We start from the raw sequence: 12,866 nt of genomic DNA, 5'->3' as shown, positions 1-12,866 counted from the left end.
ATGACTGACCCGCCATAAATCATGATGAATGCTCACACCAACCAATGGATAGACAAGACGGAGCGTTGAAATTTATTCGGATGGAATGGCTCCGTAATGACTGCCGGTGAGCGCATCGCGTCGGTGAGTGAGGTCCCAGACGACACGACAGTGCTGTTCACCGTTCGGGAGACGGCGACCGACGAGCGAAAGGAGGGCATACTGGTCCGTTCGAACGGCACCGTCATCGGATGGTTGAACTACTGTCAGCATTTCACACACATTCGTTTGGATAAAGGCTCGGGGGCGGAGCTGCGCGACAGCGAGATCGTCTGTACCAACCACGGCGCGATGTTCGACGCCGACACGGGCCAGTGTACGTACGGGCCGTGTGATGGGGCGTACCTCCACACACTCGATGTGACGAGCGAGGACGGTGCGGTGTATCTCACCGACGATGAGTATGAGTTCGTCGCCCTCGGTCCCGCTGAAACCGACGATCTCGATCTCACGTCCACCTCGAACGTGGAATTTTGATCGATCACGCCGACAGAACACCGCTCTCGATCGCTACGCAGAGACAGACCGCCACGAGTCCGAGCGCCGCAACGATCGACTGGCTTTTCACGGTCTTTTTGCTGTGATAATTCGATAACATGAACGGACAGATAACGACGATACTCCCAGCAGCGAGCCAGCCGTTCCATGAATCGACGAACGCCACGAGGAAGTAGTTGCCTACCACGAGAACACTGGTGTGCACCACTGTCAGCCCACGATAGTAGCTTGTTCCATCCTCGACCACGAATCCCTCGTCCGTGAATCGGAGGAGTCGAAGCCCACCGACGGCGATGATGAGGAATCCGACGACCACGCTCACCACTGGATGGGGCGAGATGACGGTCTGAAAGAGCACAGCTCCAGTCACCAAATACACGAACACGTCGAGGAACGCGTCAATCTCCGGGCCGACGTCGGACTGACACTCATAGCGCCGAGCAACGTAGCCATCGAACTTGTCGAACGCGAATCCACCGGTCAAGACGATGATCGCCCAGTTTGGTTCACCGGAAAGTAACAGCACCGTCGCGGCCCACGCGAACAACAGCCCGATCAAACTACAGCAGTCCGCAAGACTCAGCCGCAACAGAATATGCTGTCGAGAGGACGGAGACGGTCGCTGAAGTCCGATCCGCTCGATCGATCGCACGGTTCGAGCCACCACGCTTTTATCCGTCATTCTAACCATTTCCCACATATTATTAATTGAATATAAAAATATTCTACAATATTTACATAGGATACGGAGAGGATCGTTTCGAACGGTTCGCCCGTCGGCTCCGGGTGGTGTATCAGTCAGTGCCGGCGTCGGACAGCGCCCACCGCGTTTTGTGTGTCCAACCGAACGCCTTTCCGTAAACGATGAGCGTCTGTCGGTCGAAACCGTTAGTTTCGAAAAGTGTTCGTGAGGGAACGTTGTCGATTGCGACCAGCGCGGTGATCGTCGTCGGACCATCCGCTCGGGCTGCCTCCCGTCGCGCGTGGGCAACGAGAGCGGTTCCGATGCCCCGCTGTCGATGCGCCGGATCGACGTGCAATCGCCAGAGATACGCAGTGTTGCTCGCTTCGCCAACGGTGGTTTCGATCGCCGCCACATACACTGGACGAGTACAGCTGAGGACGACGTGGCCCAACAGCTGCCCATCGCTGCGGGCGAACACGACGATATCCGTGGAATCGAGGTGCTGAAACGCCCGTTCAGAGATGTCGGCGTCGAGATCCCGCTTCCGGCGGGCGTCGATCGTGATACCATCGGGAGTGTGATCGCTGTCGTCACCGTCGTGGAGCGACCGCGCGTACACGTACAGCAACGATCCTTTCACGCCACGCCTTGCAAGCGCCTCGTACACCGCACGCCCGTACTCGTTGCGGGTGAGCCGCCACAACCGATCGAGTATCACACGAGTATCACGTACGGCCGGGTTGTGAACGTGGGCGTATGGGGTGATATTGCTGACAAGTGTGACTCAACGAAACGGACGTCCGTCGTGACAGCGATCACCGTGCCAGAACCCGATTGCAGAGACGAATGATCGACACAGTGAGGAGCAGGACCACAGCGCCACAAACGAAGCTCATCACCGACGGAACATGTGGCTCGATCGTCCATAGCCCACTCCAGACGCAGATCGTGACGAGGAGGAGACAGCGAAACCGCCCACCCGGGCCGATCCGCGTGAACCACGCGTCGATCGAGTGGCCGACAGCCGTTCGGGAGACGGCGTATCCGACCACGATACTGCCTCCGCCGTAGCCGACCCACGGCCAAACGACGGTCCATTCGCCGACGAGCCACACGACCGGCGACAGCACGGCGAGAACGCCAATCAAGACTTCATAGAAGAGTCGTCGGGCGCTCGTTTCGTCAGGTGGGACGTGCCAATCAACCATACATCATACATATATGTCCATGTGTATGTATGATCAGGTGATTCGTCACGCTCGTCAACGCGGGCGTCCGGCTCGCGTCTTCGTTGATGTGGCGTGAAGAAATTTATTGGGAAATTTCGTGCTTGCTATTCGTCGTCGTAGATCAAACATTCATCTCACCCAGAGAGCGTGGTCTGATGGGTGTATCTGGTTGATCTACGTCAGTGCGTCCTTCACTTCGGATCTTGTTCAGTCCCCAGTCGATAGCTCTCGTCCACCTTCGATGTGGACGAGTTCCTCGACGGGAGGGAGATCGGCGTCAGTGTCGGTGATAATTTCGATGCGTCGAGTGGTTTTCTCGGTGGCGTATTCGATCAGTGGTGTGGCGTCGACGGGCCGCTCCCCAGCGCTGTCGGTGTAATCGAGTGCGCCAGCGACGTGGCCGAGCAGTTCTTGGAGGGTCGAACGCACGATTTCCGGATCGACGCCCGAATCCGCGATGAGCCGCTGGACTTCGTGCATCCCGAAGCCGACGTGGCGGCCTTCGTCGCTGCGAATGCGGGTGATGCCTTCGATGAGTCCTTCGAGATGAACGGGATCGCCGTCTTGGAGATCCGCCCCTGTCGGACTGTAGCTCGACTGGATGCCGTAGTAGCCGGTTTGTGCGAGGACGCTCTCGATGATGAGGTGGTAATGACAGTACGCTCGCGCCCGATTGGTCGGGGAATCCTCCGTGAGAAGGCGATCCATCGCCTGTTCGGTCTTCTCGAACAGCGCGACGTAATCGTCGTTGAAATACCGTTGATCCGTGGGTGCGGTCACCTCAAAGCCACGTTCTTTTGCGACCGGATCGATCACGTCACGCCAATATCGATCGAAAAACTGGGTGTGTTTCGCCTCCTCGTACAGCTGTGACGTGAGAAACATCTGTTTGTTCACGTCCTCGGTAACGAGCAACAGAGGCGTGAGATCTTCCGTTACGGACTCTTCGCCTGCACCGAACAGCGCGAGAGTCCGGCGGAGACCGTCGAACGCCGGTTCTGTCAGCTCGTGGGCGACCAAACGATGGCGGTCCTGCTCGAGGAGTTCGTCGGAGATATCTTCGTAGGGGTCCCAGTGGCGATACACCGCGTTCCGGAAGTATCCACCCGCAAACGACGATGGGTCGAGCCGATGGGTACGATCTGCGTCTCGGATCTGTGTCATTGGTGTACAGTGATACGTTATGTATCGGAGTGGTTAAACGCTCCTCTCAAACTATCGACCACTCGAACTCCGTTCATTCACCTCACAGCACTCACTCGCCCACGGCGTCCATCGCGGCTTCCAGCGTGAATCGGCCTTCGTACAGCGCCGTACCGACGACGACGGCCGCCGCACCGGCGCGTTCGAGCGCACGGATGTCCGCGATCGAACCGACGCCGCCGCTTGCGATGACGGGAACGTCGACCCGATCGACGACGCGCTCGACCCGATCAGTCCGTACCCCCTCGAGTTGTCCCTCCACGTCCACATCGGTGAACAGGATGGCACCTGCGCCCAGTTCCTCGTAGCGTTGGGCCGCCGTCGCGGGATCGAGTCCGGTGCCCTCAGTCCAACCCGAGACGACGACCTCACCGTCTTTCGCGTCGAGACTCACCATCACCGAACCGGGATGCTCCTCGCTGATCGTCGCCACGATCTCGGGCGTTTCGACCGCTGCCGTCCCGAGAATCACGCGGTCGATCCCCTGCTCAAGGAGACCGATCGCGTCCGACGCCGTACGGATTCCGCCACCGACTTGAACGGCGACGGGGTTGGCAGCGAGTTCCGCGATCGCCGAGGCGTTGCGTCTGGTCCCCTCGAACGCCCCATCGAGATCGACCAGATGCAACGTAGACGCACCAGCATCGAGCCACCGCGTTGCGGCGTCGGACGGATCGCCGTAGGTGCGCCCTGTCCCGCGTTCACCGCCGACGAGCTGTACGGCCTGTCCATCCTGCACGTCGACCGCGGGGATGACTTCGAACTCCGGAAACATACTCGCACCTCGGAGGGCGTGGGGTTAAACGGGTCGGATACGGTCGTGACCCCAGTGTGGCAGCGAGACGACTCGACACGCAGCCAGCCGGCGATCATCGTTCGAGAGATCGAGCAAACGGGCAGTGGGAGTAGTCACACATGCTGAAACTGCAACAGCAAGGCCTAACATTGTGGCCATCAAATCGCCGATGATGCCCACTGTCGAATACCTGAACTACGAAGTGCTTGACGACCAGGGATGGTCGCTGGACGATGGCGACCTGTTCGAGAAAGCCGCAGACGCGGACTTCGACGAAGAAGATTACGGCACGATCGACGTAAACCCCGGCGAGTACATCCTTGAAGCTGCCGAAGCCCAGGGATACGACTGGCCGTTCTCGTGTCGGGCTGGGGCCTGTGCGAACTGTGCCGCCATCCTCAAAGAAGGAGAGATCGAGATGGACATGCAACAGATCCTCTCGGACGAGGAAGTCGAGGATCGAAACGTGCGGCTGACCTGCATCGGATCACCGGGTGCTGACGAAGTCAGGATCGTCTACAACGCGAAACACCTCGACTACCTCCAAAACCGCGTCATCTGAGCGGAACGGAACACCATCGCACGAACATCACGTCTCATCGAGCGCATTTTTTCGTTTTTCGGTGGAGAGACCGGCGGCTATTTCGACTTCGAAGGTGCTCGACGGTTCTTTGAGAGAGTCGATCGCGTTCGAAACGCGATCGGACGTTCTCCGAACGCTTCGTAGGCTCGGAATCGCCATTAAATGTAAAAATATATCCACTCTAGATACCGGTAGAATACCGCAGGATACCAGCGATGCCACCGAACGCGTTCATCAGTTGTTCGCCTTCCTCGAAGTCCGTGGAGATGAGTTTCGTTTCGGTTCCACGCTGTTCTGCGATGTCGATCAGGTGCTCGATGATGTCTTCTCGGGTAGCAGCTTCAGCGGTAACGACATCCCCACACTGTTCACATTCGTGATCCGGCGTGTTCTTCCGGCGGTCGATTACTTCCCGTTGTTCGTGGTCGTTCTCACAGACGTAGGTGACCACGTCCTGACGGAGATCCTCGCTCAGCAACAACCGATCGACGGCTCCCATCATGAGGTTCTGTCGGGTCGACTCGAAGCCGTAGGTCGCAAGCTCCCCTTGGTGGAGTTCCTTGAAGAACTCGTCCATCTGGGACTTGTCCTTCATCATCTCCGTTTCGGCGAGCACGTCACTGGCGGCATCGACGAGGTCCGACAGGCCGGACTCGTCGGTGTAGGAGACGTCGAACTTCCCGAGCACGAGATCCTGTAGCTCGTGGTGGAGATACTCGCCGTCCAAGAACTCGTCTTTGGTCGGTGACGGACCGCCGACGAGTACGCCGTCCATTTCGTGGCGTTTGGGAACGAACAGGTCGTCTGCCATCTCCGCGACCTCTTGATAGAAGTTGTCGATGGCTTCGAGCCGGAGCCGTGCGAACCGTTGGGCCGACTGTCCCCCTTTTCTCTGCTTGCCGGGCACGAGCGAGGAGGCGCTTTTGACGGGTTCGACTCGCTTTCCTTTGAGCCAGCCGACGTTCGCCTCGCGCCGATCGAGAACGATCAGCCCGAACAGTCCTTTGTCACCCAGCATCTCTTCGAGCGGCTCGGTGAGAAAGGCAGAATCACAGTGATAGATGAACGACTCGATCGGCTGAGGGGGATGTTCGAGCACCTTGGTTACCATGTCGGTTTGGCCACCACCGGCGTCGATCGCACCCGAGAACAGCACCATCCCGTTTTCCGGTGGGTTGTCGTAATACCGAAGTCGATCCTTGATGCTGGTGAGAGCGTCTTGGACCGCCGTTCGCGTCTGTTTTGATTTGATGTTCGATGCTTCGCTGTGCTCTTGGGTCACGTGAGCGACGATGTCACTGATCTGACGATCGGAGGGAACGTAGATGGACACGAGTTGTGTGCCTGATCCCGAATATTCCGTGAGTTCCTCGATCACCTTCCGGAATTCGTATTTCCGTCGATCCGACTGGTCGTCATCATTCATTGGGGGGAAATAGATGGATGAGGCGTAAGTACCCTTTGCACCGAGGGAAGAGTTTAGTGTCCCACCCCCTGAGAAAGGATGTATGAGTGGGCGGGTCTTCGCTATTGGGGGCGGGAAAGGCGGTGTCGGAAAAACGACTGCCGTCAGCAATCTCGCAACCGCACTCTCGGCTGCCGGCTACGATGTAGTAGCTCTAGATGTCGATCTCGGAATGTCGAATCTCGGACCAGTGCTCGGGATCCAACCCGACGGTGGTCCGACGATTCACAACGTTCTCGCCGGAGATGCCGGTATCAGTGAGGCGACCTATAAGACTGATAGAGGCTTCTCGGTCATTCCCGGGACACAAGCCCTCGACGAGTACGCTGCCGCCGATCCCTCCCGATTGCAGTACACGACAGGACCGCTAACGGAAGAGTACGATGTCATCCTCTTGGACACCAGCGCCGGACTCTCCGATGAGGTGATCTCCCCGCTGCGTCTCGCCGACAGCGTCGTGCTCGTTACGACGCCGGACGTCGTGGCGATCAGGGATGCAGCAAAGACGGGCGAACTCGCCGCCCGCGTCGGCGGCACCGTCGAGGGCGTCGTCGTCAACCAAGCACGTGAGGACGAAGAAACCCAGGAGTTGATCGACGAACTGGGTGACGAGGTGCTGGCTGCGGTTCCCGAAGACAGGACGATCACCATGAAGCACATCGTCGCGCGGACCGGCAGCCCTGCGGCAGTTGCCTTTTCGGATCTGGCAGGCACTCTTGTCGGTGTCGATCAACTCCAAGAGACCGACGGAGCGTACGCGACACAGGCGTCGCCAGACTCGGCTCCTGAGAATGGCGGTGGTCGTGCCGACACGGGGGAAACAACGCAGCCGGCGGATCCTGCTGAGGAAACAGGGGCGGCTCCAGAGACCGAAGGCGAAAGTGGGCCGATAGCGACGGCCGCGTACGATCAAGAACGAGCGGAGACGGAGTCCTTTTTCACCGAGAAACGCGAGGAAGAAAAGCGAGCGAGCGCGCTCGGACGGCTTCGACGCATCTTCGAGTGATTTCACTCGGTCTCCGCCCGTTCGCGGACGAGATCACGGAGCGAGTCGCTGTCGTCGATGGCCTCGATCTCATCGCGTTGGATGAGTGCCGTTTCTTCGACCGATTCGCGGTTGGTGTCCTCGACCACGTACACTGACGTCGTTTTCGTGACGTGTCCGACAGAGCTCATTATTTTCGCGCGTTTTTCGGCGGTTCGTGTGAACGCCGAGTGTCCTGTGAGCATCTTCATCCGTTCGCGGTCGTCTTCGCTGACCGCCTTGAACGGCGACCGTCGCGTTGGATGGACGTCGAACCCGACGCGGGTAAGGACAGTGACGAGTTGCTCGTCGTCGGGACCGATCTCGGCGTCGTCGGGATCGTCGTCGTCGTGGATCGACTCGGGATCGAACACGTCGATCGGATCCGTGAGCGGTGCCTCGAACAGATCTTCGAGTTGAACAGCGACTTCGACGCTCGCATTCATCCCGTCCTCGTACTTCGACACCGTACGTCGTGAGACGCCGAGTTCCGTTGCGAGTCGGCCGAGGCTCCAGTCACGATCTTGACGAGCGTCGGCCAGCACACTGCCGTCGATGTTCACGTACAGTCCACCGGGAGCGGCGTAAATGAGCGGTGGGACTTCCTCGACGAACAGATCCATCGCCGTGTCCGGGCTGAGCACCGGAACGCCGTGCCGGAAGTAAACGACGCCCGGATCGAGCTGCTCATCGCGGGTTCGCAAGCCGATAACGATCGGTGTCGCGTCGAGATACATCCCGAGTCGACGCATTTCCGTCCCGATCGGAGTATCGAACGAATCGATATTTCCAAGGATTTTTACCAGGATGATCTCCTCACCCCGGCGGGCTGCGACGTCGAAACTCTTTGGCCGTACAGCACACCGGTCGCTCACGAGAAAGCCCGCGTCCTCAAGCATGGCTATCACGTTCCCGACCAGTGCAGACCGAGACATAGATAGTTATAGGTGATTCTGTCCATATATGCGTTGTGTCGTTGTAGATATCTGTCTCGATCGGCTGGCGAAAGCCGTTTGAGCGCTGGCCGGAAAGCACTCGTGTGACGGTTATCGGGATCGATGATACGGATTCCCGCGAGACTGGGATGTGCACCACGTACGTCGCTCACACGGTCGCACGACGCTTTCGTGAACGCGAGCACGCGCTCGATCGCTCGACACCGGACGAGCGGCCCCTGCTCGTTCGATTGAATCCCGCCATCGAGCACAAAACACGAGGGAACGCCGCTGTCGCGGTACCCACAACCCTTGATCCGGAACGTGCGGTGTCGATCGTGAGTGAGATCGTCGATCGGCTGGCACAGGTCGACGATCCGAACACCAATCCAGGAGCGGTCGTCGCACCCGACACTACCGAGTGGAGCGGTGTCGACGCCACCGACGCTGTGTTCGCGTTCGCCACGGCAGCACTGGGCGAACGACTCACCATCGCCGATGTTGAGCGTGTTCTCGATGTCACCGGCTACCGATCGGCCCATTGGGGCAACGGTCGCGGGCGGATCGGCGCGCTCGCCGCCGTCGGTGCGTGGATCGGGCGACAACGAGCAGTAGCCGACGACACTCACCGCACGGATCGGGAGAGTGCAGACGTTTTCGACGACTGGACGTACGAGTGCATCTCCTATCGCCACCGAGAGCGCTGGGGTACCCCCCGTGACGTCGGGGACGAATCTGTGTATCGAGCGGCCGATGAGGGCTATCCAACGGTGTGGGACACGGTCGACCGCGAAGAACGGGAGCTAGTGTGTGTGCCACACACGCCGTGTCCGATTCTGCACGGCATCCGTGGAGACGATCCCGACGAGTGTGAGGACGTTGCCGCGATGATCGACAGCGAGCCAGTGGCAACGCGCGAAACGTTCGTGACGAACCAAGGCACCGACACGCACCTTCACGACGCCGAACACGTCGACACCGTCGTGGATGGCCGCGCGTACCGAGTGGGAGGAACGGTCAACAGCCGACCCGAAACGAAGCAGGGGGGGCACGTGTTTACGACCCTCAAAGACGACTCGGGAACGATCGACTGTGTAGCGTTCGCACCGACGAAGCGCTTCCGCGATCGCGTTCGCGCGCTCAGACCGGGCGATCGCATCACGGCCTGTGGAGAAGTGGCGGCGGGAACGCTCAAATTGGAGAAGTTCGCCGTCCGCTGGCTACGAGAAACCGAACGCATCACCCCGACCTGCCCGGACTGTGAACGACGGATGGAAAGTGCTGGGCGCGAGCAGGGCTATCGCTGTCGGGACTGTGGCACGAACGCTTCCGAAAAAGTCGAGCGGAAGATCAAGCGCGATCTCGAACCCGGCTGGTACGAAGTGCCCCCCTGTGCCCGCCGCCACGTCGCCAAACCGCTGATCCGCGGCGGGTTCGACGCGCCCATACACCCCGAGCGGTAGGCTGACAGGGCAGAACAGGGCAAAACGGGAGATTCGATCGCCGCTATCGTTTTGGTGTTGTGGGTACAATGTACATACATGAGCACGAAGAAAGTGAACTTTCGGCTTCCGGAGGAGCTCATTACCCACGCCGATGTTGCGAGTGAAGTAACGCACAAGAACCGTACTGAGCTTCTCATTGAGGCGCTTCGGGAGTATATAGCGGACATCGAATCAGATGAAGATTTCCGCGAGTCGGTCGTGGAGTTGTATCTCACCGACGAGATTGATTTCGAGACGTTGGAACTGATCATTGGTCGTCAGGATGCGAAAGCAGTACAATCTTCGAAGCGGTTGCTCGATCGGAGTGACGAACTCGCGGACACACTCGGAGAACAGTGAGCGTGGATGGTCGTCGTTGACACCAGTGCATTCGTTTCGATCGCAGTCGGAGACTGCTTAGAACTCGTCCTCACAGGGTTCGATATCACCACAACGACCCGAGTCGTAGACGAACTCGAGAACACCGCAGCGTATGATGATCCACACGGACGCGGTGCGACAGCCGTACTCGAACGCATGGACCACGTTGCAGTACGTGATGTGACGGCACCAGAGCTACTATCAAATCGCATTGATACTGGCGAAGCAAGCTGTGTTGGGGCTGTTCGAGACACCAATGCATCCGTTCTCGTCACAGACGATTTCAGGGCACTCCCAGAGTTAGCGGCGCTCGTAGAGACTGACATCGTTCTCTCTCCGGTGCTTCTTCGAAGCCTTTGCGATCGTGGCGTTCTCACCGAATCAGAAGCTCGCTCTGCACTCGAAACGATAGCAACAGAGCGAGATTGGCTCGACGCACCGATCCACCGCTATGCACGATCGCTCTTCGAGTGAGAGCGATGACCGCATCGATCGTATCAAGGAATTGAAAACGATTAGAACGCCTGACACGATTCCGACCGGTGTTACTTTTTCAATCTGCTGCCAGTGAGGGGAACGACGACATCGTCGTCAGGACCAAACACGCCTCGCTCGCGGTACCGGTCGAGCGCGGTGGGGGCGATAGCGTACGTCGGTTCGACGTAAAAGCCGTGATGACCGAGGGCATTGCGTTCGGTTGCGACCGCCTCCGCACCGAGCGCGATACAGTCGCCGTCGGGCGTCTCGATCACTTCCATGAGCTACTCCTTTCTGACCGGCTTTCGGATGTGATACCGTCGGCAGCCTCGTTCGTGTCGCCGTCAGCCGCGCCACGCAGTTCGCGCGCAATGGGGTCGTAGCCAACGGCTTGCACGCCGAGCAGCCGCGGGGTGATCGATCAGATCCATCTGAGCGAGCCGTCGAAAGCCCCGGTACGCGCCCAAAAACAGCGTGCCGTGGCCCTGTGACATGAGGAGTGCGTCGGGAGCCGACCAGTTCCAGCGGGCGACGATCTCGTAGGTGATGGTCGCAATGCCCTCAAAAAAGAACAGGTTCCACGCGTGGCCCGCGTACCATCCCTCATTCCGTTCGACCGCCTCGATGCAACGCGTCGGTCACGTCGTAGCGTGATCCCTCGGATCAGGGTCTAGGTGGTCAGTACTCATCGAGATTGGTGCCGAGCGAACAGACGTACTCACCGGTTGCGACTTGGGGGAGCCGTCGCGTGCGCCAGAACACGCCGGTCGAATCGGCGGTCACGGTGGATTTGACTCGACCGAACGGATCGGTCACGTCGAAGAGAGGATCACCACTCTCGACACGGTCGCCGAGACCGGGATAAAACGTCACCAGCCCTCCCTTGGGTGAGCCGTACTGTTCGAACCCGTTTGCCCGTGTCTGGGGGTTGATATCGATCGAGCCGTCTAAAAACCCGTAGTATTTGAGCACCCGATACACGCCCCGAAGGCCGCGCTCGATACTGCTGTGATCCCATCCAACAGAGCCACCGAGTTCGGGATCGATCGTGGGCACCCCTTCGTTGGGTGCTGTCCGCGCGAGCTGTCCGTCAGGACCTTTCTGATCCAGGATGTACCCACAATCGAACACCTTGGCGAGTTCGAGACACTCCGTGTGGAGCCGGTGGCGCGATCCACACCTGACGCGGGTCTCATCGATCATGCGGCTGGTCGAGCCTTGGTGGAGATCGAGCGCGAGATCGGCCCGCGTCACGGTGTCGAAGGTGGCATGGGCGATGCGCTCGGTCGACATCCCGTTGGGATCGCCCGGATACGCCCGGTTCAGTTTCGTATCGTCGATCGGGTTGCGGTGTTCAGCGACGTGAAAGCCGTGGTAGTTAACGATCCCTACGACGAGGATCCGTCCGGAAACCTCGCTCGGATCGAGTTGGGGCACCAGCCGTTGGATGACCCCAAGACCGTTGAGTTCGTCGCCGTCGCTCACTGCCTGAATGTACAGGGTTTTGCCGTCATCCGCACCGTTGATCACCGCAACCGGTAGGCCGATGTCGCTGCCATCACGGGCCTCTCCGACAGACAGCCGTCCCGTTGCGATTTCGTTGGGACACGCGGTTGCGGTGCCGAGCGTCGTCATTGTGTATATTCGGTAAATCCATACCCTTAGACCGTTCGATTCAAAGGCGATTTTCGCGCTCCGTCGGGGGAATTACCACGCGGCATACCACGTACCGTTGCGAAGACGATTTCTATTCGCTCGTCCAACCATCGATGTGGACGACAGTATCGACGAGTCCGTGACAGCCGACCGTTCGGGAACGGCGGCGTTTTTCGATGCGCTTCGCGTCGCCCGAAACGGCAAGATCGGTGTAGCGGTGGGTGTCGTGTTCGGCGTGCTGATGTACGTCGTCCGGGTGTTCGAACTGCGCGGCCCAGCTCCGGACGGCGTCGGTGGACCGCTCCTCTTTCTCGCGCTGGCGTTCGTCCTCGCCTTTGGCACCGCTGTACTCGTCACGATCATACTCACAGTGATCTCGGCGTATCAGGCCGTCCGGCGGGTGGAGTGATC

At 59.2% G+C, this 12,866-nt stretch carries 17 protein-coding genes; 7 read left to right on the top strand and 10 right to left on the bottom strand.

Translation table 11 applies throughout. The annotated features are described in order from the left end of the window. Window positions 1-96: 96 nt before the first annotated feature. On the top strand, window positions 97-516 hold the full coding sequence (locus tag MW046_RS08255; protein ID WP_247992641.1) for a Rieske (2Fe-2S) protein: 420 nt from the start codon (window positions 97-99) through the stop codon (window positions 514-516). A gap of 4 nt (window positions 517-520) precedes the next feature. On the opposite strand, the gene MW046_RS08250 is transcribed toward MW046_RS08255, so the two are convergent. The 5 genes from MW046_RS08250 to hisA form a co-directional block, all read right to left on the bottom strand. Further along, window positions 521-1,228, bottom strand: coding sequence for a CDP-alcohol phosphatidyltransferase family protein (locus tag MW046_RS08250; protein ID WP_247992640.1), 708 nt, complete (start codon window positions 1,226-1,228; stop codon window positions 521-523). Window positions 1,229-1,331: 103 nt separating this feature from the next. After that, window positions 1,332-1,940, bottom strand: coding sequence for a GNAT family N-acetyltransferase (locus tag MW046_RS08245; RefSeq protein ID WP_247992639.1), 609 nt, complete (start codon window positions 1,938-1,940; stop codon window positions 1,332-1,334). 97 nt (window positions 1,941-2,037) lie between these two features. Next, on the bottom strand, window positions 2,038-2,430 hold the full coding sequence (locus MW046_RS08240; protein WP_247992638.1) for a hypothetical protein: 393 nt from the start codon (window positions 2,428-2,430) through the stop codon (window positions 2,038-2,040). 228 nt (window positions 2,431-2,658) lie between these two features. Next, on the bottom strand, window positions 2,659-3,615 hold the full coding sequence (locus tag MW046_RS08235) for a ferritin family protein (protein ID WP_247992637.1): 957 nt from the start codon (window positions 3,613-3,615) through the stop codon (window positions 2,659-2,661). A gap of 91 nt (window positions 3,616-3,706) precedes the next feature. Beyond that, window positions 3,707-4,429 (bottom strand): 1-(5-phosphoribosyl)-5-[(5-phosphoribosylamino)methylideneamino]imidazole-4-carboxamide isomerase, encoded by a 723-nt coding sequence (gene hisA, locus MW046_RS08230; protein WP_247992636.1) that lies wholly within the window; start codon window positions 4,427-4,429, stop codon window positions 3,707-3,709. 193 nt (window positions 4,430-4,622) lie between these two features. Between hisA and fer the strand changes: the two genes are divergently transcribed. Next, a complete protein-coding gene (fer, locus tag MW046_RS08225; RefSeq protein WP_247992635.1) occupies window positions 4,623-5,012 on the top strand; it encodes a ferredoxin Fer in 390 nt (129 codons plus the stop codon). A 27-nt stretch (window positions 5,013-5,039) separates the two neighbouring features. Here fer and MW046_RS08220 read toward each other — a convergent pair whose 3' ends face one another. Continuing rightward, window positions 5,040-5,192: a hypothetical protein gene (locus MW046_RS08220; RefSeq protein ID WP_247992634.1), complete on the bottom strand. Its 153-nt coding sequence runs from the start codon at window positions 5,190-5,192 to the stop codon at window positions 5,040-5,042. Between the two features lie 22 nt (window positions 5,193-5,214). After that, window positions 5,215-6,459 (bottom strand): peptide chain release factor aRF-1, encoded by a 1,245-nt coding sequence (gene prf1, locus MW046_RS08215; protein WP_247992633.1) that lies wholly within the window; start codon window positions 6,457-6,459, stop codon window positions 5,215-5,217. An 82-nt stretch (window positions 6,460-6,541) separates the two neighbouring features. Here prf1 and MW046_RS08210 point away from each other — a divergent pair, with 82 nt between their 5' ends. Next, on the top strand, window positions 6,542-7,504 hold the full coding sequence (locus MW046_RS08210; protein WP_247992632.1) for a MinD/ParA family ATP-binding protein: 963 nt from the start codon (window positions 6,542-6,544) through the stop codon (window positions 7,502-7,504). Window positions 7,505-7,506: 2 nt separating this feature from the next. Here MW046_RS08210 and MW046_RS08205 read toward each other — a convergent pair whose 3' ends face one another. After that, complete coding sequence (locus MW046_RS08205) at window positions 7,507-8,457, bottom strand: transcriptional regulator (protein ID WP_247992631.1); 951 nt, start codon at window positions 8,455-8,457, stop codon at window positions 7,507-7,509. A 104-nt stretch (window positions 8,458-8,561) separates the two neighbouring features. Between MW046_RS08205 and MW046_RS08200 the strand changes: the two genes are divergently transcribed. From MW046_RS08200 to MW046_RS08190, 3 genes are all read left to right on the top strand, one after another. Next, on the top strand, window positions 8,562-9,920 hold the full coding sequence (locus tag MW046_RS08200) for a tRNA(Ile)(2)-agmatinylcytidine synthase (protein WP_247992630.1): 1,359 nt from the start codon (window positions 8,562-8,564) through the stop codon (window positions 9,918-9,920). A gap of 78 nt (window positions 9,921-9,998) precedes the next feature. Further along, window positions 9,999-10,301: a CopG family transcriptional regulator gene (locus MW046_RS08195; protein ID WP_247992629.1), complete on the top strand. Its 303-nt coding sequence runs from the start codon at window positions 9,999-10,001 to the stop codon at window positions 10,299-10,301. 6 nt (window positions 10,302-10,307) lie between these two features. Next, complete coding sequence (locus tag MW046_RS08190) at window positions 10,308-10,796, top strand: PIN domain-containing protein (RefSeq protein WP_247992628.1); 489 nt, start codon at window positions 10,308-10,310, stop codon at window positions 10,794-10,796. A gap of 71 nt (window positions 10,797-10,867) precedes the next feature. On the opposite strand, the gene MW046_RS08185 is transcribed toward MW046_RS08190, so the two are convergent. Beyond that, entirely contained in the window at window positions 10,868-11,080 is a 213-nt protein-coding gene (locus tag MW046_RS08185; protein WP_247992627.1) for a hypothetical protein, read from the bottom strand. A 397-nt stretch (window positions 11,081-11,477) separates the two neighbouring features. Continuing rightward, a complete protein-coding gene (locus MW046_RS08180) occupies window positions 11,478-12,434 on the bottom strand; it encodes a succinylglutamate desuccinylase/aspartoacylase family protein (RefSeq protein ID WP_247992626.1) in 957 nt (318 codons plus the stop codon). A gap of 136 nt (window positions 12,435-12,570) precedes the next feature. Between MW046_RS08180 and MW046_RS08175 the strand changes: the two genes are divergently transcribed. Then, on the top strand, window positions 12,571-12,864 hold the full coding sequence (locus tag MW046_RS08175) for a DUF7536 family protein (protein WP_247992625.1): 294 nt from the start codon (window positions 12,571-12,573) through the stop codon (window positions 12,862-12,864). Window positions 12,865-12,866: the final 2 nt, after the last annotated feature.

The organism is Halocatena salina, from assembly GCF_023115355.1.
Lineage (GTDB): Archaea > Halobacteriota > Halobacteria > Halobacteriales > Haloarculaceae > Halocatena > Halocatena salina.
This window is presented reverse-complemented; position numbering and strand designations above follow the sequence as displayed.